At 63.9% G+C, this 22885-nt stretch carries 22 protein-coding genes and 1 other RNA gene; 10 read left to right on the top strand and 13 right to left on the bottom strand.

Annotated elements, in window-relative coordinates; genetic code table 11:
- Positions 1 to 92 precede the first annotated feature (92 nt).
- The 5 genes from ACH79_RS13685 to ffs form a co-directional block, all read right to left on the bottom strand.
- Positions 93 to 518, bottom strand: coding sequence for a hypothetical protein (locus tag ACH79_RS13685; protein ID WP_161851494.1), 426 nt, complete (start codon positions 516 to 518; stop codon positions 93 to 95).
- A gap of 23 nt (positions 519 to 541) precedes the next feature.
- Complete coding sequence (recR, locus tag ACH79_RS13680; RefSeq protein WP_057857392.1) at positions 542 to 1147, bottom strand: recombination mediator RecR; 606 nt, start codon at positions 1145 to 1147, stop codon at positions 542 to 544.
- Between the two features lies 1 nt (position 1148).
- Positions 1149 to 1469: a YbaB/EbfC family nucleoid-associated protein gene (locus tag ACH79_RS13675; protein ID WP_161851493.1), complete on the bottom strand. Its 321-nt coding sequence runs from the start codon at positions 1467 to 1469 to the stop codon at positions 1149 to 1151.
- A gap of 24 nt (positions 1470 to 1493) precedes the next feature.
- Positions 1494 to 3314, bottom strand: coding sequence for a DNA polymerase III subunit gamma/tau (locus tag ACH79_RS13670; RefSeq protein ID WP_161851492.1), 1821 nt, complete (start codon positions 3312 to 3314; stop codon positions 1494 to 1496).
- 108 nt (positions 3315 to 3422) lie between these two features.
- Positions 3423 to 3519, bottom strand: an RNA gene (gene ffs, locus ACH79_RS13665) — signal recognition particle sRNA small type.
- A 244-nt stretch (positions 3520 to 3763) separates the two neighbouring features.
- Between ffs and ACH79_RS13660 the strand changes: the two genes are divergently transcribed.
- The 4 genes from ACH79_RS13660 to ACH79_RS13645 all read left to right on the top strand — a co-directional run bounded on the left by ACH79_RS13660 (position 3764) and on the right by ACH79_RS13645 (position 6741).
- A complete protein-coding gene (locus ACH79_RS13660; RefSeq protein WP_057857395.1) occupies positions 3764 to 4189 on the top strand; it encodes an HIT domain-containing protein in 426 nt (141 codons plus the stop codon).
- 4 nt (positions 4190 to 4193) lie between these two features.
- Positions 4194 to 5144, top strand: a complete 951-nt coding sequence (gene nudC / locus ACH79_RS13655) for an NAD(+) diphosphatase (RefSeq protein WP_161851491.1) — start codon at positions 4194 to 4196, stop codon at positions 5142 to 5144.
- Between the two features lie 65 nt (positions 5145 to 5209).
- Positions 5210 to 6172 carry a sugar kinase gene (locus tag ACH79_RS13650; RefSeq protein ID WP_161851490.1) on the top strand — a complete coding sequence of 321 codons (963 nt, stop codon included), beginning with the start codon at positions 5210 to 5212 and terminating at the stop codon, positions 6170 to 6172.
- Between the two features lie 68 nt (positions 6173 to 6240).
- Entirely contained in the window at positions 6241 to 6741 is a 501-nt protein-coding gene (locus ACH79_RS13645) for an Lrp/AsnC family transcriptional regulator (RefSeq protein WP_161851489.1), read from the top strand.
- A gap of 13 nt (positions 6742 to 6754) precedes the next feature.
- Here the strand turns inward: ACH79_RS13645 and ACH79_RS13640 are convergent, their stop codons facing one another.
- The 5 genes from ACH79_RS13640 to ACH79_RS13620 all read right to left on the bottom strand — a co-directional run bounded on the left by ACH79_RS13640 (position 6755) and on the right by ACH79_RS13620 (position 13708).
- On the bottom strand, positions 6755 to 7249 hold the full coding sequence (locus ACH79_RS13640; RefSeq protein ID WP_161851488.1) for an anthrone oxygenase family protein: 495 nt from the start codon (positions 7247 to 7249) through the stop codon (positions 6755 to 6757).
- Between the two features lie 120 nt (positions 7250 to 7369).
- Positions 7370 to 8869, bottom strand: a complete 1500-nt coding sequence (locus tag ACH79_RS13635) for a phosphomannomutase/phosphoglucomutase (protein ID WP_161851487.1) — start codon at positions 8867 to 8869, stop codon at positions 7370 to 7372.
- Between the two features lie 117 nt (positions 8870 to 8986).
- Entirely contained in the window at positions 8987 to 9508 is a 522-nt protein-coding gene (locus tag ACH79_RS13630) for a TIGR02281 family clan AA aspartic protease (protein ID WP_161851486.1), read from the bottom strand.
- Positions 9509 to 9749: 241 nt separating this feature from the next.
- Complete coding sequence (hrpB, locus tag ACH79_RS13625) at positions 9750 to 12227, bottom strand: ATP-dependent helicase HrpB (RefSeq protein WP_161851485.1); 2478 nt, start codon at positions 12225 to 12227, stop codon at positions 9750 to 9752.
- Between the two features lie 164 nt (positions 12228 to 12391).
- Positions 12392 to 13708 (bottom strand): UDP-glucose/GDP-mannose dehydrogenase family protein, encoded by a 1317-nt coding sequence (locus ACH79_RS13620; RefSeq protein WP_161851484.1) that lies wholly within the window; start codon positions 13706 to 13708, stop codon positions 12392 to 12394.
- A gap of 180 nt (positions 13709 to 13888) precedes the next feature.
- Between ACH79_RS13620 and ACH79_RS13615 the strand changes: the two genes are divergently transcribed.
- From ACH79_RS13615 to ACH79_RS13605, 3 genes are all read left to right on the top strand, one after another.
- Positions 13889 to 14929, top strand: coding sequence for an acyltransferase family protein (locus tag ACH79_RS13615; protein ID WP_161851483.1), 1041 nt, complete (start codon positions 13889 to 13891; stop codon positions 14927 to 14929).
- A 166-nt stretch (positions 14930 to 15095) separates the two neighbouring features.
- Positions 15096 to 18152, top strand: a complete 3057-nt coding sequence (gene polA / locus ACH79_RS13610; protein WP_161851482.1) for a DNA polymerase I — start codon at positions 15096 to 15098, stop codon at positions 18150 to 18152.
- A 261-nt stretch (positions 18153 to 18413) separates the two neighbouring features.
- The gene (locus ACH79_RS13605; protein ID WP_161851481.1) at positions 18414 to 19049 is read left to right on the top strand and encodes a LysE family translocator; all 636 of its coding nucleotides are present in this window, start codon (positions 18414 to 18416) and stop codon (positions 19047 to 19049) included.
- Between the two features lie 147 nt (positions 19050 to 19196).
- Here ACH79_RS13605 and ACH79_RS13600 read toward each other — a convergent pair whose 3' ends face one another.
- Entirely contained in the window at positions 19197 to 19823 is a 627-nt protein-coding gene (locus ACH79_RS13600) for a glutathione S-transferase family protein (RefSeq protein WP_161851480.1), read from the bottom strand.
- A 200-nt stretch (positions 19824 to 20023) separates the two neighbouring features.
- Between ACH79_RS13600 and pyrE the strand changes: the two genes are divergently transcribed.
- On the top strand, positions 20024 to 20587 hold the full coding sequence (gene pyrE / locus ACH79_RS13595; protein ID WP_161851479.1) for an orotate phosphoribosyltransferase: 564 nt from the start codon (positions 20024 to 20026) through the stop codon (positions 20585 to 20587).
- Between the two features lie 210 nt (positions 20588 to 20797).
- Positions 20798 to 21610, top strand: a complete 813-nt coding sequence (locus ACH79_RS13590) for a DUF2865 domain-containing protein (protein WP_246738524.1) — start codon at positions 20798 to 20800, stop codon at positions 21608 to 21610.
- A gap of 103 nt (positions 21611 to 21713) precedes the next feature.
- Here ACH79_RS13590 and ACH79_RS13585 read toward each other — a convergent pair whose 3' ends face one another.
- Positions 21714 to 22145, bottom strand: coding sequence for a hypothetical protein (locus ACH79_RS13585; protein ID WP_161851478.1), 432 nt, complete (start codon positions 22143 to 22145; stop codon positions 21714 to 21716).
- Positions 22146 to 22310: 165 nt separating this feature from the next.
- Here ACH79_RS13585 and ACH79_RS13580 point away from each other — a divergent pair, with 165 nt between their 5' ends.
- Complete coding sequence (locus tag ACH79_RS13580; RefSeq protein ID WP_161851477.1) at positions 22311 to 22541, top strand: hypothetical protein; 231 nt, start codon at positions 22311 to 22313, stop codon at positions 22539 to 22541.
- Between the two features lie 21 nt (positions 22542 to 22562).
- Here ACH79_RS13580 and ACH79_RS13575 read toward each other — a convergent pair whose 3' ends face one another.
- Entirely contained in the window at positions 22563 to 22793 is a 231-nt protein-coding gene (locus ACH79_RS13575) for a hypothetical protein (protein WP_161851476.1), read from the bottom strand.
- Positions 22794 to 22885: the final 92 nt, after the last annotated feature.

Raw genomic sequence — 22885 nt, 5'->3', positions numbered from 1 at the left:
GGATGGAGCGAAGCGAAATCCGGGGTCGGCATACAGGCGGAGAGATCATCCCGGATTGCGCTTCGCTCCATCCGGGCTACGAAGTTCGCAACTCAATGCTTGGTCACCACGCTCCATTTGGTGATCACAGCCTCGCTCATCTGACCGGCGTCCTGGGCGCAGGCGACTTCGTCGACCTTCACGGAAATTTCCTTGCCGATGAAATTTTTGAGCTGCGCGGCCTGGGCGTCGCTGGTGGTGACGAGTTGGAATGTCTCAGGGCCGGTTTCGAGATTGCACAGCCCGTTCGGCGGCGGCAGCCGGCGCGGTTCGCTGGTGATCTGGTAGGTCGCGGCGCGCTTGCTCTTCTTGCCGCCCTTCATGGCGTTAAGTTCACCTGACAACACGTCGCCGGCATTCATCGGCTTGCCGGGCTTCGGCGCCGGCTCGCCCTGCTGCGCCCATGCGGAAGGCGCGATCAGCGCCGCTGCCATGATGAGCGCAAAGCGGGAGCGTCTGCCGAATCGAGGTTTCGTCATGTCGATCAGTTCCGTCTGTGGGGTTAGAACAGCGTTCGCTGCCGCATGGCAGCCGATAGCGTACCTTCGTCGAGATAATCAAGCTCGCCGCCGACAGGCACGCCATGCGCGAGCCGGGTGACCTTGACGTTGGCGTCCTGCAGAAGATCGGTGATGTAGTGCGCGGTGGTCTGGCCATCAACCGTTGCATTGAGCGCCAGAACGATTTCGCCGACTTGTGATTCGTGCGCGCGGGCCACCAGTGCATCGATGGTCAGATCCTGCGGCCCGACACCATCCAGTGGCGACAATGTGGCGCCGAGCACGTGATAGCGGCCGTTGGTCGCATTTGCGCGTTCCAGCGCCCAGAGATCGGCGACGTCGGCGACCACGACGATGGTCGAGGGATCGCGCCGCGGATCGGTGCACACCGTGCAGGGATTTTGCGTGTCGATATTGCCGCAGGTCTTGCAGACCTGGATCCGGTCGATGGCGACCTGCAGGGCGCCCGCGAGCGGCGTCATCAGGGCTTCACGCTTCTTGATCAGATGCAGCGCCGCGCGCCGCGCCGAGCGCGGGCCCAGCCCCGGCAGCCGCGCTAGGAGCTGGATCAGGCGTTCGATTTCAGGGCCGGCAACGCTGGCGGCCATTTCAGGTCAGACCAAGCCCGGGCGGCAGGCCGAGGCCGCCGGTCAGTGCCTGCATCTTTTCCATCGCCGCGGTTTCCGCCTTGCGCCGCGCGTCATTATGCGCGCTCACCAAGAGATCCTCGAGCACCTCGCGCTCTTCGGCCTTCATCAGCGACGGATCGATCTTAACGCCCTTCACTTCCATCTTCGCGGTCATGCGCACGGCGACCAGCCCGCCGCCGGAGATGCCCTCGACCTCGAGATTGCCGAGCTCCTCCTGCATCGCCTGCATCTTGGATTGCAGTTGCGCGGCCTGCTTCATCATGCCGAGAAAATCAGCCATTCGTCCGTCCTCTCGAGCGTCCGATCAGTCGTCGTCGCCGTCGGAGCTCTCGTTCAAGTCATCAGCGATAATATTGGATTCCGGCGGCTCGGCGGCAAGCCGGCGCACCTCGACCACCTTGGCGCCGGGAAATCGCGCCAGCACCTCCTGCACCCGCGGATCGGCCTCCGCGGCGCGGGCGTGCTCGTTCCGCGCCTGCTCGTTCTGCGAGCGCAGAGTCGGCTGGCCGGCCTCGTTGGAGACGATCACGGTCCAGCGCCGCCCGGTCCACAGTTCCAGCTTGCGGGAGAGGTCGTTGACCAGCCCGCGCGCCGCGACGCGTTCCAGCGCAACTTCCAGCCGCCCGTCCTCGAAGCGGACCAGGCGCATGTCGGCTTCCAGCGCCGTCTTGGTCAGGATATCGCGCTTCTCGCCGGCGAGCGCCACCAGTTGCGGGAAGGTCGTGATTCGCAGCACGGGCGCGGAGTCCGTTTGTGCTGACGGTGCCATTTGCGGGCGGGCGGAGGCTTCCGCGCCTGAGCGGGGCGATGCCGGAGCACGCAACGGCGAAGCGGACATTGAAGATACCGGTGCGGAGGGTGCGGCCCGTGCCGGCGCCGCGCCGCCAGAGGCAATCTGCGTCCCTCCGCCGTTCTGGTCGAGCATCCGGATCGCCTCGTCCGGCGTCGGCAGGTCGGCGACATAGGCAATGCGCACCAGCACCATTTCCGCGGCCGCCGCCGGCCGGGTCGCGGTCTGGACCTCGGCGATCCCCTTGAGCAGCATCTGCCACATCCGCGACAGCACCCGCATCGACAGCTTTGCGGCAAATTCCCGGGCGCGGACGCGCTCGGTCTCGCCGAACGCGACGTTGTCGGCGGTGGCGGGCACGATCTTCACGCGGGTGACGAAATTGACGAATTCGGCGAGATCGGACAGCACCACCACCGGATCGGCGCCGACGTCATATTGGCTGCGGAATTCGCCAAAGGCACTGGCGATGTCGCCGCGCGCCAGATGCTCGAACAGATCGATCACCCGGGTGCGGTCGGCCAAGCCCAGCATCTGCCGCACGGCATCGGCGCGCACGGTGCCCGCCGCATGGGCAATCGCTTGATCGAACAGCGACAACGAATCGCGCACCGAGCCTTCCGCAGCGCGGGCGATGATGCCGAGCGCCTCGGGCTCGACCTCGACGCCTTCCTTGGTCGCAATGTTGGCGAGATGCCCCATCAGCACGTCGGCTTCGACCCGGCGGAGATCAAAACGCTGGCAGCGCGACAGCACCGTGACCGGTACTTTGCGGATTTCGGTGGTGGCAAAGACGAATTTGGCGTGTTCGGGTGGCTCTTCCAGCGTCTTCAGGAAGGCGTTGAAGGCCGCCGTCGACAGCATGTGGACTTCGTCGATGATGTAGACCTTGTAGCGAGCGCTGGCCGGCGCATAGCGCACGCTGTCATTGATCTGGCGGACATCGTCGACACCGGTATGGGAGGCGGCGTCCATTTCCAGCACATCCATGTGCCGGCTTTCCATGATCGCCTGGCAATGCACGCCGAGGTCCGGCATGTGGATGGTCGGTCCCTTCACCGAGCCATCGGGCTTTTCGTAGTTGAGCGCACGGGCGAGAATCCGCGCCGTCGTGGTTTTGCCGACACCGCGGACGCCGGTCAGGATCCAGGCCTGCGGAATCCGCCCGGTTTCGAACGCATTCGAAACGGTGCGGACCATGGCCTCCTGGCCGATCAGGTCGTCGAAACTGGAGGGACGGTATTTTCGCGCCAGCACCCGGTAGGGCTTGGCGGTCTCGCCACCGAGACCACCTTGGCCGTCTGACTTGTCGGGGGGAGCGCCAGCATCACTCATCGGTCGATCCGCAACTGATTGTCTCTCGGGGCCGGCTTGCGGATAGGAACGAAATCTAGCGCATGGCGCGGACTGGCCGCTTTCCCGCTCGATTCGCTCGAAAAACAGGTAGGAGACTGACGAGCGACCCGATCCGGACCTCGTTAGGGCTGCTTCCTTCCGGACCTGACCCGGTTGGCGAGTGGCTCGTCCACCGCCAATCTCCCGGTCCCTATTTGGGGCCAAAAGGGCCGGAAAGCAAGCGGGGTTGGTGGGGCCATGCGCCGGAACACCCCCATTTCGTCATGGCCGGGCTTGACCCGGCCATCCACGTCTTGCTTCCTCAGCGTCGCGTAAAAAAGCCCGGATGCCGGGGTCTCTGGCGCGAAAACGCGCTTCCGCCCGGGCATGACGGCAGTTGTTTGCAGAACCACTCTCTGCAAGGCTATCTCCAGAATAGAGAACACTTGATGCCCTCTGACGCCTCCGCCTGGTCGCTGCACTCCCAGCTCCAAAAGGACACGATCGATATTGGCGACCTGCCGCTGTGCAAGGTGCTAGTCATCAAGGATGCGCATTACCCCTGGCTGCTGCTGGTGCCGCGCCGCGAGGGTGCGGTGGAAATCATCGACCTCGACGAGGTGGCGCAGGCGCAGTTGATGACCGAAATCGCCCGGGTCTCGCGGGCGCTGAAAGAGATCACCAAATGCGACAAGCTCAATGTCGCGGCGCTCGGCAATCTGGTGCCGCAGTTGCATGTCCACATTATCGCTCGCCGTACCAGCGACGCGGCCTGGCCGCGCCCGGTCTGGGGCGTGATGCCGCCGCTGGCGCATGACGCCGAGGAAGTCCAGAATTTCATCAACGCGCTTCGCCGCAAGATCTGGTTGGGTTGAATAGATGTCCGCATTCGACAGGTATCCGCTGGGAAGACCCGCATTCGTTACCAATATTCTGGATCGCGCGGCACATCTGCGCACCAATGACGAAAAACTGTTCGCGCTGGAGAACCAGCGCAACGCCGGCGCTTATGTGATCTACCGCGACTCGCTTCTGGTGAGACAGGAGGCCGAAGGGCCGCGCGTGCTGCTCGGCGTCGAAGAGGCCGTCAAGCTCGGCGCCAATCCCGGCACGATCTTTCTGGGCCTGCGCGACGGCGCGCCGATTTTCGGCATGGGCATTTCCGCCGCGGCCGTTGAAAAACTGATCGGACGCGACGACGTCGCCGTGACCGAGCTGCGCGGCATGGCGATGCAGGGCGCCGCCCCGCTGGAACAGCTATCCGCGATCGCCATGGCGAAATCGATGGTGACGTGGCATCAGCGCCATGGCTATTGCGCCAATTGCGGCACGCGCACCGCGATGAAGGAGGGCGGCTGGAAGCGCGAGTGTCCGAGCTGCAAGGCCGAGCATTTTCCGCGCACCGACCCGGTCGTGATCATGCTGGTGACGTCAGGGGACAAATGCCTGCTGGGCCGGCAGAAGCAGTTCATGCCCGGGATGTGGTCATGTCTGGCCGGCTTCGTCGAAGCGGCCGAGACCATCGAGGACGCGGTCCGCCGCGAGATTTTCGAGGAATCCGGCATCCACTGCACCGACGTCAGCTATTACATGACCCAGCCATGGCCCTATCCGTCCTCGCTGATGATCGGATGCTCCGCGCGCGCGCTCAACGAGGATATCGTGGTGGATCGCGTAGAACTCGAGGACGCGCGCTGGTTCAGCCGCGACGAGGTCGCATTGATGCACCGACGCGAACATCCTGATGGCTTATTTGCCGCACATCCGTTTGCGATAGCGCACCATCTGATCGGCCGCTGGGTGCATGGGGGAAACGAAACCAGCGCATAGCGGGAACCGTCCATGGGCCAGTCGATTAACTCCGGACCCTGGTTCCGGCAGAAGGCGGAACCCACATGAACTTTCAAGACAAGGCGCCCAAACTCCCGCCGCGGATTCTCTGCATCGGCATGCCGGTGCGCGACCTGACCTTTCATACGCCGGGCGTTCCCGGGCGCGGCTCCAAGGAGAACGCCACCGCATTCGACGAAATCTGCGGCGGCAACGCGCTCAATGGCGCGATCGGTATCGTTCGGCTCGGTGGCCGCGCCTCGATCTGCGGGCCGATGGGCGACGCCAAGGAAACCTCGAGCCGCTTCATCTTCGATCAGATGGCTCAAGAGGGCATCGAGACGAAGCATCTCATCCACATGCCGGGGCTGGTGACACCGATCTCGGCGGTGATGATCGATCCGTCCGGCGAGCGCACCATCGTGACCTTCCGCGATCCGAAACTGTGGCATGTGAAGTTGCCCGACTTCGACACACTGCTGGACGATTGCGCCGCCATCCTCACCGAGAGCCGCTGCGCCGAATTCTGCACCGAGCTTTGCGCCGAGGCCGTCCGGCGCGGCATTCCCGTGATCGTCGACGTCGATCGCGCGATGTCGCTGCGCGAGGGCCTGCTGAACGCCTCCACGCATCTGGTGTTCTCCAGCGAGCCACTGCAGGAGACCGCCGACGTCTCCGACGACGCCCAGGCGCTTAAGAAAATCGCAAAGCTGACCCCGTCCTTCCTGGCCGGCACGCGCGGCCCCCGGGGCACGATCTGGCTCGACGAGAACGGCGGTATCCAGGAAACCCCGGCCTTCCCGGTACACACGGTAGATACCCTCGGCGCCGGGGACGTGTTCCACGGTGCATTTGCGCTGGCCATCACCGAGAAGCAGGAACTGCGGCAGGCGCTCCGGTTCGCCTCCGCCGCGGCAGCGCTGAAATGCACCCGCTTTGGTGGCGCCTTCGCAGCGCCCCAACGTGTTGAAGTTGAAGAGCTTTTGAGTCACGGCCAAAGCGCGGGCGTGGTCCGGGCCGGTCAATAGTTGGGCTTGCACGAGAAGATTTTTCTATATATGAGGTATCAAAACCTTGCCTATGGAACAATTTTCTCATGACCGACCTCGCCATTCAGCTCCACGAAGGCAACCGCCGCCTGGATGCCATCGACCGCAAGATCCTCACCGTATTGCAGGAGGACGCCTCCCTTTCCGTCGCCGAGATCGGCGACCGGGTCGGACTGTCGTCAACACCGTGCTGGAAGCGCATCCAGCGGCTGGAGGCCGACGGCGTGATTCTGCGGCGGGTAGCGCTGGTCGATCAGAACAAGATCGGCCTCGGCATTTCGGTGTTCGTCTCGGTCGAGAGCTCCGATCATTCGGAAGCATGGCTGAAGGCCTTCGCCAGCGCGGTCAGCGCCATGCCCGAGGTAATGGAATTCTACCGCATGGCCGGCGACGTCGATTACATGCTGCGCGTCGTGGTCGCCGACATGGCGAGCTACGACGTGTTCTACAAGAAGCTGATCAGCGCCGTGCCACTGAAGAACGTCACCTCGCGCTTTGCGATGGAGAAGATCAAGTCGGTGACCGCGCTGCCGGTGCCGGCGGCGTAGGAGATGTAGAGCCTCAATCAATGAGGGCGGTCACGAGCAAGCCTAACGCGATCACGGCAAGAGCTGCGCGCGCGACATGAGAGTATTCCCAGCGGTCGCGAAGATAGGTCCAATCTGCTTGCCCTGAGCGCGTCGACCCGCTGCTACCGAATCTGAAAAAGGCAGCGCCGGCGCCTTGCAGATTGACATCCCTGACCCAGAAATTATTCACGGGGTGGATGAATGCCCAATAGACGACCTGCATCAGGGCTAGCGCACAGCAGGCGCCAAGCGTCAGCCAGAAACTCAGACTCCCTGACGGCGTCAAAAACGCGAGCAGTGCCGTCAACAACACGCTTACCGGCTCGGCTGCTCCGCCAATCGTGAAGCCGGGATAATAGATCGCTTGGACCGCCAGATATTGCTCCTTCTGCAACCGCATTTTGCCGGGTAATTCCAGTGCATGAGCGAGCGCCAGCGCCATGGCGATCGCAACGACGACAACTGCGGATATCTTCAAGAGAACCATGAGCGCAAGCCTTGCAGCTTTACCGGTTGCCCCCCGTAACGCAGTCAAATCGAAAGCGTTCCGGGGCAACACGAACAGTTGCAGGCCGATGGCTGCGGGCCGGCGAGATGGAGCGGTCTTCTAGATCTTCTGATTATACTCGCCGACTTCGGGATGCGTGCGCAGCACGGAATCCATCGCCTCGAACATGTCGCGCATGCGCTGTTCGGAGACCGGGCTCTCGACCACTACCACAAGCTCCGGCTTGTTGGATGAGGCCCGCACCAGGCCCCAGCTTCCGTCCTCGACCGTGACGCGCACGCCGTTGACGGTGACGAGATCGCGGATCTTCTGGCCGGCGACCTTGTCGCCCTTCTTCTGCAGCGCTTCAAAATGCTTCACCACGGCATCCGCCACGCCGTACTTCACCTCGTCACCGCAATGGGGCGACATCGTCGGCGACGACCAGGTCTTGGGAATCGCGTTCTTCAGGTCGGCCATCGACTTATCCGGCGCGCGATCGAGCATCTCGCAGATCGCGATCGCCGAGACGAGACCGTCGTCATAGCCGCGGCCGAACGGCTTGTTGAAGAAGAAGTGGCCGGACTTTTCGAAACCTGCCAGCGCGCCCATCTCGTTGGTGCGGCGCTTCATGTAGGAATGGCCGGTCTTCCAGTAGGCGGTTCTTGCACCCTGCTTTTGCAGCACCGGGTCCGTCACGAACAGGCCGGTCGATTTTACGTCGACGACGAACTGCGCATCCTTGTGGATCGCTGACATGTCGCGCGCCAGCATCACGCCGACCTTGTCGGCGAAGATTTCCTCGCCGGTATTGTCGACAACACCGCAGCGATCGCCATCGCCGTCGAAGCCCAAGCCGACATCGGCCTTGTGCTGAAGCACCGCGTCGCGGATCGCGTGCAGCATCTCCATGTCTTCGGGATTCGGATTGTATTTTGGGAAAGTGTGGTCAAGCTCGGTATCGAGCGGGATCACCTCGCAACCGATCGCCTCCAGCACCTGCGGCGCAAACGCGCCCGCGGTGCCGTTGCCGCAGGCGGCAACAACCTTGAGCTTGCGCTTCAGCTTGGGACGACTGGTGAGATCGGCGATGTAGCGCGCCGGGAAATTCTCGTGGAATTGGTAGGAGCCGCCGACCTGGTTCTTGAACTCGGCGTTGAGCACGATTTCCTTCAGCCGCGTCATCTCGTCGGGACCGAAAGTGAGCGGGCGGTTGGCGCCCATCTTGACGCCGGTCCAGCCATTGTCGTTATGCGACGCCGTCACCATCGCGACGCAAGGCACGTCGAGATCGAACTGCGCGAAATAGGCCATCGGCGTTACCGCAAGCCCGATGTCATGCACCTTGCAGCCAGCCGCCATCAGACCGGAAATCAGCGCGTATTTGATCGACGCCGAATAGCCGCGGAAATCATGGCCGGTGACGATTTCCCGTTTGACGCCAAGTTCCGCAATCAGCGCGCCGAGCCCCATGCCCAGCGCCTGCACGCCCATCAGGTTGATTTCCTTCTCGAACAGCCATCGCGCATCATATTCGCGAAAGCCGGTTGCCTTCACCATCGGCCCGGATTCGAAGGCATAGGTATTCGGAACCAGCGCGGATTTGGGCTTCGGAAACATGAAATGGCCTTGTCGTGAATGCTGAGGGAACCGCAGCCATAGCGAATACGCAGGCCGGGCGATAGCGGGCCGGCGCGTTGTGGCGATCAATTGCGGCGGTTTGGTAGCCGGGTAACCTTACTGTTCCAGCACAAGCCTGCCGTTGGCATAGTTGAAGCGTTTCAGCTTCGACAGGAACGACATGCCGAGCAGGTTTTCCGACAGCGCTTCGTCCGGCAGCACCAGCGCGTCGACGTCCCGCACCACCAGACCGCCGAGGTCGATCATCGCCAGCCGCGCGCGCGCGGCCTTGATGGTGCCGTTGGCGGTGGAGACAGTCGCGTTGTAGTCGCTGAGGGAAGGACGCAGGCCGAAGCGGGCCGCGGACTTCTCATTCAACGCCACCAGCGAGGCGCCGGTATCGACCAGGAAATTGATGCGCTGGCCGTCGATGTGGCCGTCGGTCTGGAAATGACCGCGGGCATCGCGGGGAATGTCGAGGGTGCGGCCGGAGGCTTGCGCGACCGTTTGCGGCGGAGCCTTTTTCGGCGGTGCGCTGGCGGGTGCCGGCGCCGGTGCCGCCGACATCTTGCTCGCCATCTGCCCCATATAGGTGCCGAGGCCAACCAGAACGGCGGCAAGGATCATCAGGTTACGCATACGCCACGCTCGCTTTGCCAGACCGCCGATATCACCACGCCAGTCGCGAACCCGCGACTAACGGCGATGGCCGGGCCTGCCATTTTGACGAAAAGGATGAGTGAAGCGTTAACGGGGCCGTCTTCAACCTCGCCCCGCTTGCGGGGGAGAGATCGGGATTGCGTAGCAATCCGGTGAGCGGCTACGGCTATCTCGGCACCGGTACTCGCAGAGACAGCCCCTCTCGCCGGGGTTAACCGACTCACGTCCCCCGCGGCTTAACCCTTCGCGTCGGCGGCGCATTCGCCGGGTCTTCCGGCCAGGGGTGGCGGGGATAGCGGCCGCGCAGGTCGGAGCGTACAGCGGCATAGCTGCCGCGCCAGAAGCCCGGAAGGTCGCGTGTCACCTGCACCGGGCGTTGCGCCGGGGACAGCAATTCCAGCACCAACGGCACAGCGCCCTTGGCGATCGAGGGATGGGTGTTGAGCCCGAACAATTCCTGCAGGCGCACGGCAATGGTCGGGCCCTGCTCGGCCTCGTAGTCGATGGCCAGCATGGTGCCGGTCGGCGCCTCGAAATGCGTCGGCGCTTCCCGCTCCAGCCGCGCGCGCAACTCCCACGGCAGTAGAGCCATCAGCGCGTCCGAGAGATCACCAGGCGAAAAATCCCTCAGCGAGGTCTTGTCGTAGAGCGCCGGTACCAGCCAGTTCTCGCTCTCGGCCGCGAGCGCCGCATCCGACAGGTCGGGCCAGCTTTCGCCCCCCGCCTTGCGCAGAAACATCACGCGGTCGCGCCACTGCTTCAGCGCTTTCGACCACGGCAATTTGTCGAGCCCGGCGGCGATCAATCCCGCGGCGAAAATGCGCGCAGTCTCGGCCGAGGGCGATAGCGCCATCGGCGCTTCCGACAGCGTGATCGCATGCAGCGTCCGCTTGCGGCGCGCGCGCAGCGCCATCGCGCTGCGATCGAACGAGATCTCATCCGCATTTTCGATCTGGTCGGCAAAGCGCGTTTCGATATCGGCCTGCGCGATCGGCGCGGCAAGGAGGATGCGTCCTTGCGCGGCGGTGCCGGTCAGTTCGCCCACCGCGATATAGGGCGTGCGCGCCAGCGACGAGGCTTGCTCGACAGCGGCGCCGCGGCCATTGGCGAGAACAAAGCTGCCATTGCCGCGGTTGCGCGCGACGCGATCCGGAAAGGCAAGCGCGAGCATGATGCCGGTGGAGGGCGAGGCGGCCTCCTCGGGCGCCCCCTCCGTCGTCGCCACTTGTTGCGCCCAGCGCTGCGCCAGGCTGCGGGCGCTGGTCGCGCGGGGCGAGCGGTCGCGGCGGAATTGGTCGAGCCTGACGTCGAGATCGACGCTGTCGCCGCCGAGCCCGCGCTCGGTCAGGATCGCCGCGATTTCGGCCGCCTCTTCGCCCGCCCCCAGCCGATGCGAATCCACGATCATGCGCGCCAGCCGCGGCGGCAGCGCCAACGCCCGCAGGCTGTGGCCTTCCGCGGTGATCCGGCCATCGCCGTCAAGCGCGCCGAGTTCGAGGAGCAGGCTGTTGGCCTCTTTCAATGCCGGCGCAGGCGGGGGGTCGAGAAACGCCAGCGTTGCGGGATCGCGGACGCCCCATTGCGCGAGATCGAGCACCAGCGAGGAAAGATCGGCCGAGAGAATTTCCGGCTGGGTGTAAGCGGCAAGCGACGCGGTCTGCGGCTCGTCCCATAGCCGGTAGCAGACACCGGGCTCGGTGCGGCCGGCGCGGCCGCGGCGCTGATCGACCGCGGCGCGCGAGGCGCGCACGGTTTCCAGGCGCGTCAGGCCAATATCGGGCTCATAGCGCGGCACCCGCGCCAAGCCGGAATCGACGACGATGCGGACGCCCTCGATGGTCAGCGAAGTCTCGGCAATCGATGTTGCCAGCACGACCTTGCGCGTTCCTTTCGGCGCCGGTGCGATGGCACGGTCCTGCACGGCTGCATCAAGTGCGCCGAACAGCGGCACGATTTCCACACTCGCATCATGAACCCGCTCGGCGAGAAAATTCTGCGTGCGGCGGATTTCGGCGGCCCCCGGCAGGAAAGCCAAAACCGAACCGGGATCGGCACGCAGCGCGGTGGCGATCGCATCCGCCATCTGCCGCTCGATCGGCGCATCCGCCTTGCGGCCGAGATAGCGCGTCTCGACCGGAAAGGCGCGGCCTTCGCTCGCAACCACCGGCGCGTCGCCGAGCAGTTTACCGACCCGCGCGCCGTCGAGCGTTGCCGACATCACCAGGATACGCAGATCTTCGCGCAAGCCGGTCTGCGCGTCGCGGGCAAGCGCGAGCCCCAGATCGGCATCGAGCGAGCGCTCATGGAATTCGTCAAACAGCACGGCGGCGACGCCGTTCAATTCAGGGTCATCGAGAATCTGCCGCGAGAAGATTCCCTCGGTGACGACCTCGATCCGGGTCGCGCGCGAGATCTTTGAGCCGAAGCGGACGCGATAGCCGACGGTCTCCCCCGCCCGCTCGCCGAGCGTCCGCGCCATCCGCTCCGCGCTGGCCCGCGCCGCGATCCGCCGCGGCTCGAGCATGATGATCTTCTTGTTCTTCAGCCACGGTGCCTCGAGCAACGCCAGCGGCACCCGCGTGGTCTTGCCGGCGCCGGGAGGAGCCACCAGCACCGCGGTGTTGTTGCCCGCAAGCGTGCGATCGAGTTCGTCGAGCACCGCGTCGATCGGAAGAGGGGTGTCGAATGTGCGGGACAAGATATCACCACGTCGTCATGCCCGGCCTTGTGCCGGGCATTCACGTCTTTCTTCGCCGCCAGAAATCAAGACGTGGATGGCTGGGCATAGGCGAGCGGAAGCGACGCCGTCCTTCGGACGGCTACGCCCGGCCATGACCGAATTCCCGGCAGCGTGACAGCGTATCAAATTCCGGGCTCAGACGCCCGCCCCACGCTCTCATAGGTAAAGCCGTGCGCAGCCATGTCCTCGGGACGGTAGATGTTGCGCAGGTCGACCACGACGGGCTGTGCCATCGCACCCTTGATACGCTCCAGGTCGAGCGCGCGGAATTGCACCCATTCGGTGACGATCACCATGGCGTCCGCTCCCTTCACGCACTCATAGGGATCGTCGCAATACTCGATCTCGGGCAGTTCCTTTTTCGCCTGCTCCATGCCGACCGGATCGTGCGCGCGCACTTTCGCACCCATGTCGAGCAGGCCGGTGACCAGCGGGATCGACGGCGCCTCGCGCATGTCGTCGGTGTCGGGCTTGAAGGTGAGGCCGAGCACCGCAACCGTCTTGCCGCGCAGGTTGCCGGCGGCACTCGACACCTTGCGCGCCATCGCCCGCTTTCTGATGTCATTGACGCCGAGCACGGCCTCGACGATGCGCAGTTGCACATCATGATCCTGCGCGATCTTGACCAGCGCGCGGGTATCCTTCGGAAAGCAGGAGCCGCCGAAACCCGGGCCGGCGTGCAGGAATTTCGAGCCGATGCGATTGTCGAGCCCGATACCGCGCGCGACCTGCTGCACGTCGGCGCCGACCTTTTCGGAGAGATCGGCAATCTCGTTGATGAAGGTGATCTTGGTGGCGAGGAACGCGTTCGCCGCGTATTTGATCAGCTCAGCCGTGCGCCGCGCCGTAAACATCACGGGCGCCTGGTTCAGCGACAGCGGCCGGTAGACGTCGCCGAGCACCTTGCGCCCGCGTTCGTCGTCGGTGCCGACCACGATGCGGTCGGGGAATTTGAAGTCGCGGATCGCCGCTCCCTCGCGCAAAAATTCCGGATTGGAGGCGACCACCACATCGGCCGACGGATTGGCTTCGCGGATCAGCCGCTCGACCTCGTCGCCGGTGCCGACCGGCACGGTCGATTTCGTCACCACCACCGTAAAGCCCGAGAGCACTGCGGCGATCTCGCGCGCGGCGCTGTAGACGTAAGTGAGGTCGGCATGGCCATCGCCGCGCCGCGAGGGCGTGCCGACCGCGATGAAAACGGCATCGGCTTCCGCGACCGGCGCCGTCAGGTCGGTGGTGAAGTCCAGCCGGTTGGCCTTGACGTTGGAGGCGACAAGCGCGTCGAGCCCGGGCTCGAAAATCGGGATTTCACCTCTGCGCAGGGCTTCGATCTTGCCGGCATCCTTGTCCACACAGGTGACCCGGTGGCCGAAATCCGCAAAGCAGGCGCCGGATACCAGCCCCACATAGCCCGTGCCGATCATGGCAATCCGCATGAAAACAACCCGTATTTGATGGTTAACGCCAACGGCGAGTTTGCCGGCGTCTTAGAACATTTTTCAGCAAAAGGGAAAACCGGAAAAGCGCGCGATTCCGGCATGTCATTTGAATGAATAAAGGAGAAAGCAACGGATCGGGCCGAAGATGCGGCCGCCTCGCGCCGAAAAGGGACACTGATGACTTCAAACGGCACATCCGCTTCCCCACGCATCGACTGGGTGGACTATGCCAAGGGCATCTGCATCGTCATGGTCGTGATGATGCATTCGGTGCTGGGCGTGGAAAAGGCGGCCGATCAGACCGGTTTCATGCATGCCTTCGTGATGTTCGCAAAACCGTTCCGGATGCCGGATTTCTTCCTGATTTCGGGCCTGTTCCTGGCAGTCGTGATCGATCGCAACTGGCGCACCTATCTCGACCGCAAGGTCGTGCACTTTGCCTATTTCTATCTGCTGTGGGTGGCGATCCAGTTCGGCTTCAAGGCGCCGGGCTTTGCCGCGGAAGGCGGCTGGCAGCATGTCGGCATGCTGTATCTGCAAACCTTCATCGAGCCGTTCGGCACGCTCTGGTTCATTTATCTGCTGCCGGTGTTCTTCGTCGTCACAAAACTGTCACGCAAGTTGCCGTCGGCCGCGATCTGGATCGTGGCCGCGGCGCTGGAGACGGCGCATGTCGCGACCGGCTGGACCGTGATTGACGAATTTTGCGGGCGCTTCGTCTATTTCTATTCCGGCTACCTGTTTGCTTCTTACGTATTCGCTTTGTCGGATCGTTCACGGGAGAAGCCCGTGCTGGCGCTTGCCGGCCTCGCACTGTGGGCGATCGTCAACGGCGCGCTGGTCGCGTCCGGCTTTGACGAATGGCCGCTGGTTTCGCTCGCGCTTGGATTTGCGGGCGCAGGCGCCATTATCGTCATGGGCACGCTGCTGGCGCGGATGCAGTGGCTGAACTTCCTGCGCTATTGCGGCGAGCATTCCATCGTCATCTATCTCGCCTTCTTCCTGCCGATGGCGGTGACCCGGACGCTGCTGCTCAAGACCAGCCTGATCGCCGATATCGGGACAGTTTCCCTGATTGTGACGGTCGCCGGTGTCGCGGGTGCGGTTTTGATCTGGCGGCTGGCGCTGGCGGTGCGGGCGAACTTCCTGTTCGAGCGGCCCGCCGCGTTCTGGATCGCGCCGAAAAAGGCCCGGCCCGCGCTGCAGCCGGCGGAATAGGTCCGCGATCACAGCAAGCTCGTCATGCCCGGACTTGATCCGGGCATCCATCGCTTTCTTCACAGGAAGATGGATGGCCGGGTCAAGCCCGGCCATGACAAGAGAATCTGTGGTCGATCCACCTCCCAAGGCTGTCAATCCGCGCAAAAATCCTTAAATTTCGGCCATGCCGAAATCAGCCCCCAAAGCCGCCGCCAAACCCGCTCCCGCCGCCTCCCCAACCAAAGCGCCCGCCAAAAATCCGGGCAAGGGCGACCATGTGTTCCTGGTCGACGGATCCTCGTACATTTTCCGCGCCTATCACGCGCTGCCGCCGCTGAACCGAAAATCCGACGGGCTGCAGGTCAATGCGGTGCTCGGCTTCTGCAACATGCTGTGGAAGCTGCTCCGCGACATGCCGGAGGATAACCGGCCGACGCATCTGGCGATCGTGTTCGACAAATCCGAGATCACGTTCCGCAACAAGCTCTATCCCGACTACAAGGCGCACCGGCCGCCGGCGCCTGACGATTTGATCCCCCAATTCGCGCTGATCCGCGAGGCGGTGCGCGCGTTCGACCTGCCCTGCCTGGAACAAGTCGGCTTCGAAGCCGACGATCTGATCGCGACCTATGTCCGCATCGCCTGCGAGCGCGGCGCTTCCGCCACCATCGTGTCCTCGGACAAGGACCTGATGCAACTCGTGACCGACTGCGTCACCATGTACGACACCATGAAGGATCGCCGCATCGGCATCCCTGAGGTGATCGAGAAATTCGGCGTTCCGCCGGAGAAGGTGGTGGAGGTGCAGGCGCTGGCCGGCGACTCCACCGACAACGTGCCGGGCGTACCCGGCATCGGCGTCAAGACCGCCGCCCAACTGATCATTGAATATGGCGACCTGGAGCAGCTGCTGTTCCGCGCCGGCGAGATCAAGCAGCCGAAGCGGCGCGAGGCCTTGATCGAGAACGCCGAGAAGGCGCGGATTTCGCGGCAACTCGTGCTGCTCGACGACAAGGTCGATCTCGAAGTGCCGCTCGACGACCTCGCCGTGCACGAGCCCGACGCGCGCAAGCTCATCGCGTTCCTGAAGGCGATGGAATTCTCCACCCTCACCCGCCGTGTCGCCGAATATTCGCAGATCGATCCCGCCGACATCGAGCCGGATGCAGGCAACAAAAGCGGCGCCAGTGTTTTCGCGGTGCCACCATCAGGCAAGAAGCCGGTGGGCTACTCTGAGGGCGCAACGCTGTTCGACGCCCCGCCCGCCGGCAAAGCGGGGCCCGCCCCGGGCAAGACCGGCGGCGACAAGCAGGATAAATCCGCCAGCCACAAGGGCTCGCCGGTCTCGCTCGCCGCCGTGCGCGCCGAGGCGTTGCGAAAACTGCCGGTCGACCGCGGCAAGTACCAGACCATTGGCAATGCCACCGAACTCAAGGCCTGGATTACGCGCGCTTACGATGCCGGCGCTTTCGCGATCGACGCCAAGGCGAACTCGGACGATCCGATGCAGGCCGACATCTGCGGCATCGCGCTGGCGCTGGCGCCGAACGATGCCTGCTACGTGCCGCTCACTCACAAGCAGCCCGGCGGCGGCGCGGGCCTGTTCGACGCCGGATTGGCGCCAGACCAGATCAAGGCGGGCGATGCGCTGGCCGCGCTGAAGCCGCTGCTGGAATCCGCAGGCATTCTCAAGATCGGCTTTAACATCAAGTTCAATGCCGTGATGCTGGCGCAGCACGGCGTCACCCTGCGCAATGTCGATGACGCGCAGTTGATGTCGTACGCGCTCGATGCCGGGCGCAACTCGCACGCGCTGGAATCGCTCGCCGAACGCTGGTTCGGCCATGCCGTCCTCAGCCATGGCGAGCTCACCGGCAGCGGCAAGAACAAACTGACCTTCGACCAGGTTGCGATCGACAAGGCGACCGCCTATTCGGCCGAAAGCGCCGACATGATCCTGCGGCTGCACCGCGCGCTGAAACCGCGGCTCGCCGCCGAGCACCTGACGACGGTCTATGAGACGCTGGAGCGGCCGCTGGTCACCGTGCTGGCACGGATGGAGCGGCGCGGCATCTCGATCGATCGGCAGGTGCTGTCGCGGCTGTCGGGGGATTTCGCGCAGACCGCGGCGCGGGTCGAAGCCGAGTTGCAGGAGATTGCCGGCGAGCCGATCAATGTCGGCAGCCCCAAGCAGATCGGCGACATCATCTTCGGCAAGATGGGAATACCCGGCGGCACCAAGACCAAGACCGGAGCGTGGTCCACCTCGGCGCAGATCCTCGACGAGCTCGCCGAACAGGGCCACGAATTTCCGAAGAAGATTCTGGAATGGCGGCAGGTGTCGAAACTGAAATCGACCTACACCGACGCACTGCCGGAATATGTTCACCCGCAGACCCATCGCGTGCACACGACCTACGCGCTGGCCGCGACCACCACGGGGCGGCTATCGTCGAACGAGCCGAACCTGCAGAACATTCCGGTGCGCACCGAGGACGGCCGCAAGATCCGCCGCGCCTTTGTCGCGACGCCGGGCCACAAGCTGGTGTCGGCGGACTATTCACAGATCGAATTGCGGCTACTGGCTGAGATCGCCGACATTCCCGTGCTGAAGCAGGCGTTCCGCGACGGACTCGACATTCACGCCATGACGGCGTCCGAAATGTTCGGCGTACCAATCAAGGACATGCCGGGCGAAGTGCGGCGCCGGGCCAAGGCGATCAATTTCGGCATCATCTACGGCATCTCGGCGTTCGGCCTCGCCAACCAGCTCGGCATCGCCCGCGAGGAAGCCTCCGCCTACATCAAGAAATACTTTGAGCGCTTCCCGGGCATCCGCGCCTACATGGACGAGACGCGGGAGTTCTGCCGGACAAACGGCTATGTCACGACGCTGTTCGGCCGAAAGTGTCATTACCCCGACATCAAAGCCTCCAACGCCTCGGTCCGCTCCTTCAACGAGCGCGCCGCGATCAACGCGCGGCTGCAAGGCACCGCCGCCGACATCATCCGCCGCGCCATGACGCGGATGGAGGACGCACTGGCGGAGAAGAAGCTGTCGGCGCAGATGCTGCTGCAGGTGCATGACGAGCTGATCTTCGAAGTACCCGACGCAGAGGTGGCGGCGACGCTGCCGGTGGTGCAGCACGTGATGCAGGACGCCCCGTTCCCGGCCGTGGTGCTGTCGGTGCCGCTGCAGGTGGATGCAAGAGCGGCGAATAACTGGGAAGAGGCGCATTAGAGCGCCGCTGACGCGGCGCTCCTTAACCTCGCCCCGCTTGCGGGGAGAGGTCGGATCGCCGTTGCGATCCGGGAGGGGGTACCGGACCCACCACGAGCAGGACTCGCGGATAGCCCCTCACCCGACCCTCTCCCCGCAAGAGCGGGGCAAGGGAGTGCACCGTCGATTGTGGCGCGCACAAATGTCCTCGGAGCAATATACGAAATGACATCGCGGCGTAGCGCACGCTAGAAACGTGCCCATCACTTCCGCGAGTCTCCCATGCCACACATCGCAACACTGCTCGGCTTCGCCCTGGTCTCGCTCGGCATGGTGCTGACGCCGGGGCCGAACATGATCTACCTGATCTCGCGCTCGATCACGCAAGGGCCCGCAGCGGGGATCGTGTCGCTCGGCGGTGTCGCGCTCGGCTTCGTGTTCTACATGCTGTGCGCGGCGTTCGGCATCACGGCGTTGTTGTTCGCGGTGCCCTACGCCTATGACGCGCTGCGGTTCGCCGGCGCTGCCTATTTGCTGTGGCTGGCGTGGCAGGCGCTGAAACCGAACGGGCGCTCGCCGTTTCAAGTGAAGAAGCTCGCCGCCGACGGCCCGCGCAAATTGTTCGCGATGGGGTTTGTGACCAACCTGCTCAATCCGAAGATCGCGATGCTGTATCTGGCGTTGCTGCCGCAGTTCATCGATCCTGCGGTCGGCAGCGTGCTGACGCAGTCGCTCATGCTCGGCACGATCCAGACCGTAATCAGCGTCAGCGTGAATGCGATGATCGCGCTTGCCGCCGGATCGATCGCAATGTTCCTCGGTACGCGGCCGAGCTGGTTGTTGATTCAGCGCTGGCTGATGGGCACGGTGCTGGCGGGGCTTGCGGTGAAGATGGCGTTCGAGGCGAAGCGGGCGTAGCGCCCTTCCCCTCTCCCCTTGTGGGAGGGGTGGATCAATCGCGCGGTGAGGGGTCCGTCTCCGCGGAGAGAACCCCTCATCCGGCGTGGACTGCGTCCACGCCACCTTCTTCCACAAGGGGAGAAGGAAGAAAGCAAGGCGCTTCCGCTAATCCAGCTTCGCTTCCATGCCGCGCTTGGTCGCCGGGCGGGCCATCAGTGCGTTGTACCAGCGCTCGACATTCGGGAAATCCTTCAGCTCCACCTTGTGGCGCGGGTGGCGCCAGGCCCAGCCGAGAATGGCGAAGTCGGCGACCGACAGCGCGCCTGCCACGAATTCGCGGTCGGCCAGCCGCCGATCGAGGACGCCATAGAGCCGGCGCGTCTCGGTCATGTAGCGTTTCAGGCCGTAGGCGCGGTCGGTTTCATTCTCCAGCGCGATGAAATGATGTACCTGGCCCGGAAACGGCCCGAAGCCGCCCATCTGCCACATCAGCCATTCATAGACCGGGATCCGCTCAGCCAGCGGCTTCGGAAGGAACTTGCCGGTCTTTTCGCCGAGATAGAGCAGGATCGCGCCTGACTCGAAGATGCTGACCGGCTTGCCGCCCGGACCGTCGGGATCGACGATGGCCGGAATCTTGTTGTTCGGGCTGATCTTGATGAAGTCGGGCGCCATCTGCTCACCCTTGGTGATGTTGATCGGGATCACCTTGTAGGGCAGCCCCATTTCCTCCAGCGCGACCGAGATTTTGCGGCCGTTCGGTGTGTTCCAGGTGTGCAGTTCGATTGTCATTTTTGTTTTACCCCGCGGAAAGCGGGTATCCACTACCCCGGAACTCCGGGGCGTTACAACAGCGGCTGGGGCATACGAGCTCGCCGGCCTTTGAAGGTATCGGACATCGTGCCCTGTTGACGGCGCCGGATCGGCGCTGGAATGTGCCCGAGAGCGCCGATAGATTGCGGCCCGCCTGAAACCCCCAGGGGAAACCGCCTTTGTCCAAATCAGCCTCCCGCGCCCGCCTCGCCGAGATCATCCGCAGACGCTCGTTCGGACGCGGCGAGATCACACTGGCGTCGGGCCGCAAGAGCGACTTCTACTTCAACCTCAAGCCGACCATGCTCGACCCCGAAGGCGCGGCGCTGCTGGCCGAGCTGACCTACGAGGCGCTGAAGGACGACAACCTCGATTTCATCGGCGGGTTGGAGATGGGCGCCGTCCCGCTGGCGGGCGCGATCGCGCAGCTCTCCTGGATCAAGGGTCATCCGATCGCGGCCTTCTTCGTGCGCAAGAAGCCGAAGGAGCATGGCGCACGCCTCGCTGTAGAAGGGCTCGCCAAGGGCGAGACCCTGCAGGGCAAGCGCATCGTGATCGTCGAGGACGTCACCACGACCGGCGGCTCGGCGCTGAAGGCGGTCGGGGCCGTGCGCGATGCCGGCGGCGAGATCGTGCTGGTGCTCACCATGGTCGACCGCGAGGAAGGCGCGACCGAAGCCTTTGCGGAAGCGGGGCTCGAGTTTCGTTCGCTGTACAAGGCCGGTGAATTCTTGAAGGGGTGAGACGCTAGTTTTTCCGCACCCTCCGTCAAGGACGGGGATGGCCGGGTCAAGCCCGGCCATGACGCGGAGAGCGAAACTCCTCACTTACCTCGGCATTTCTTTTCGGCCTTCTCGCCGCCAGTAAAAGCTCATTTACCATCCCCCGTTAAGGTTACCCGAACTGAAGCCTGTCGCGCTTCAGCGCGTTTGTTGCGTTGGGTGGAGTTGGCGTTGCGTACAGAGTTGGCTTTTTCGCGCGTGCGGCGCCGCGCGACGTTTGTGGCCGCCGCCACCCTGGCGAGTTCGCTCACGCTGGCACCCGGCAGCGTCTCCGCCGAAGGACTGTTCGATTTCCTGTTCGGCGGCATCCAGAAGCAGCAGGCGCGGCAGGCGCCCTCGCCGGCCAACTTCTTCGCCGATCCGTTCGGCAACCATCAGCCGTCCCAGCCCGCACCGGCGCCGCGCGTTGCGGGCTCCAGCGGCCCTGCGTTCTGCGTGCGTAGCTGCGACGGCAAATATTTTCCGCTGACCATGCGCGGTAATGTTTCTCCGGTTCAGACCTGCCAGGCCTTCTGCCCGGCGAGCGCGACCAAGGTGTTTTACGGTAGCAGCATCGATCATGCGACCGCGAGCGGCGGCGAGCGCTATGCCGACAGCGAAAACGCCTACGCCTACCGCAAGGCGCTGAGTGCCGATTGCACCTGCAACGGCCGAAGCCCGTCCGGGCTTGCGCCGGTCGATCTCACGCTGGACACCTCGCTCCGCTCCGGCGACGTCATAGCCACGACCGACGGTCTGGTCGCCTATACCGGCGTGCGCCTCGGCGCCGATCAGACCGCCGAGTTCACGCCCGTCGCCTCCTATCCCGGGCTGACGGCAGAAGTCCGCGCCCGGCTCGGCGAAATGAAGGTCGCGCCGGTCAGCGCGGAAACGGTCGCGGCGAACGCGCCGCTTCCCGAAACAAGACGCGACGTCGAGTTGCCGACCGCCTCGATACCGAAGACCGCTGCGCCGAAGCAGGCGAAGCGGGCGGAAGTGAACTAAGGGACTGACGATCTTCCACCGATGAGCCCGGACACAAAATATCGAAAACAACCCCATGCAAAGTAGAATGGGGCCGGGTCACGCGATTGATGCCCGAGTGCATTCACCGCCCGACGATCACCCCGATCACATTCGGCGCCGACAGATATTTTTCCTCGATCGCCGCCCGCGCCGCGGCGCGGTTTTCCGGCGTCAGCAATCCGCGTTTCTCGGCGAGAATCATCCAGCAATATCCCCACCAATCCGTCAGCATGCCCTGATCGTCGACGAGGTCGTAGCCCTGTTCGGCCGCGAAGATGCGCGCCTGCGCTTCGTCCAACCCGTCGAGAAAGGCGTGGTCCGCGATCGAAAACAGCTCGTCGCTGAAATCATCCGTAGTGTAGCCCCATACCGACATGCAGACCGCGTTGAACTCGCGGTCGATCGCGTCGTCGTCGACGACCTGGCGGCGCGAGGCCTGGTGCAGGCGCGACAGCGAGCGCGCGAAATCGGCGATGCGGGTGAGGGCGAACTGATCGAAGGCGATGGTGGACATGTAGTCCTCGCAAACTCGGATAGACCATGAATGCTGTGTCGGCGACGCGCCGAATCACAATGATATATCAGATGCTTGCTAAATTGTTCTTAATTTGTTCTGGCGGCCGGACAAAATATTTCCTATCAAAGGTTGTTCCTGCGGTTTGGGCAAAGGATCGGAACAATGAACGGAACGCAGGCCAACCAGATCCGGTCGCTGTTATTGCAAGCGGCCGACGCGATCGATCGCGCGAATACGATCGTATCCACGCTCGACAGCGATGATCGGGCGTTGCTGTCCACCGCGCTCGACGAGATATCGTCCGCACTTCATTTCGAGCTGCTGCAAAAGCTTTATCTGCGCTACCCCGCGCTCGCCGAGGAAGGCCAGGACTGGGACGGCGCCGCGGCATAACCGTCGAGGCCCTTCAATCCCTCACATCGCCGACAACAGCTTGTCGCCGCAATAATTAGCGTAGAACTTTCCACCGCACTGCCGCTTCATCGCTGCACAGCGCGCGGCGGGCGAAGCGCCTTTCGTGACGCTGAACGAGCAACCCAAGGCGTCGGCGCTCTTGCCGGCCTTACCAGCGGCAAAGGCCGCGCTGGTGGCACTGATGCAAACTACCAATAGCGTAGCGGCGGCGATCTCGATCGTCAGTCTCATGGCAAGCCTCCGTTCTGGCGGCACGCAACTGCTTCGCGCGCACTGGCACCCGGCCACTAGAAACCCAGCTCTCCCTCGCTTCGCGCCACGAT

Origin of the sequence: Bradyrhizobium sp. CCBAU 051011 (assembly GCF_009930815.1) — a bacterium.
Lineage (GTDB): Bacteria > Pseudomonadota > Alphaproteobacteria > Rhizobiales > Xanthobacteraceae > Bradyrhizobium.
The sequence above is the reverse complement of the archived record's forward strand: the minus strand, read 5'-3'. Positions and strand labels throughout refer to the sequence as shown.

Coding starts and splice junctions, on each gene's coding strand:
- ACH79_RS13685 (WP_161851494.1), bottom strand. CDS start 518: ATGACGAAACCTCGATTCGGCAGACGCTCCCGCTTTGCGCTCATCATG.
- recR (WP_057857392.1), bottom strand. CDS start 1,147: ATGGCCGCCAGCGTTGCCGGCCCTGAAATCGAACGCCTGATCCAGCTC.
- ACH79_RS13675 (WP_161851493.1), bottom strand. CDS start 1,469: ATGGCTGATTTTCTCGGCATGATGAAGCAGGCCGCGCAACTGCAATCC.
- ACH79_RS13670 (WP_161851492.1), bottom strand. CDS start 3,314: ATGAGTGATGCTGGCGCTCCCCCCGACAAGTCAGACGGCCAAGGTGGT.
- ACH79_RS13660 (WP_057857395.1), top strand. CDS start 3,764: ATGCCCTCTGACGCCTCCGCCTGGTCGCTGCACTCCCAGCTCCAAAAG.
- nudC (WP_161851491.1), top strand. CDS start 4,194: ATGTCCGCATTCGACAGGTATCCGCTGGGAAGACCCGCATTCGTTACC.
- ACH79_RS13650 (WP_161851490.1), top strand. CDS start 5,210: ATGAACTTTCAAGACAAGGCGCCCAAACTCCCGCCGCGGATTCTCTGC.
- ACH79_RS13645 (WP_161851489.1), top strand. CDS start 6,241: ATGACCGACCTCGCCATTCAGCTCCACGAAGGCAACCGCCGCCTGGAT.
- ACH79_RS13640 (WP_161851488.1), bottom strand. CDS start 7,249: ATGGTTCTCTTGAAGATATCCGCAGTTGTCGTCGTTGCGATCGCCATG.
- ACH79_RS13635 (WP_161851487.1), bottom strand. CDS start 8,869: ATGTTTCCGAAGCCCAAATCCGCGCTGGTTCCGAATACCTATGCCTTC.
- ACH79_RS13630 (WP_161851486.1), bottom strand. CDS start 9,508: ATGCGTAACCTGATGATCCTTGCCGCCGTTCTGGTTGGCCTCGGCACC.
- ACH79_RS13620 (WP_161851484.1), bottom strand. CDS start 13,708: ATGCGGATTGCCATGATCGGCACGGGCTATGTGGGGCTGGTATCCGGC.
- ACH79_RS13615 (WP_161851483.1), top strand. CDS start 13,889: ATGACTTCAAACGGCACATCCGCTTCCCCACGCATCGACTGGGTGGAC.
- polA (WP_161851482.1), top strand. CDS start 15,096: ATGCCGAAATCAGCCCCCAAAGCCGCCGCCAAACCCGCTCCCGCCGCC.
- ACH79_RS13605 (WP_161851481.1), top strand. CDS start 18,414: ATGCCACACATCGCAACACTGCTCGGCTTCGCCCTGGTCTCGCTCGGC.
- ACH79_RS13600 (WP_161851480.1), bottom strand. CDS start 19,823: ATGACAATCGAACTGCACACCTGGAACACACCGAACGGCCGCAAAATC.
- ACH79_RS13585 (WP_161851478.1), bottom strand. CDS start 22,145: ATGTCCACCATCGCCTTCGATCAGTTCGCCCTCACCCGCATCGCCGAT.
- ACH79_RS13580 (WP_161851477.1), top strand. CDS start 22,311: ATGAACGGAACGCAGGCCAACCAGATCCGGTCGCTGTTATTGCAAGCG.
- ACH79_RS13575 (WP_161851476.1), bottom strand. CDS start 22,793: ATGAGACTGACGATCGAGATCGCCGCCGCTACGCTATTGGTAGTTTGC.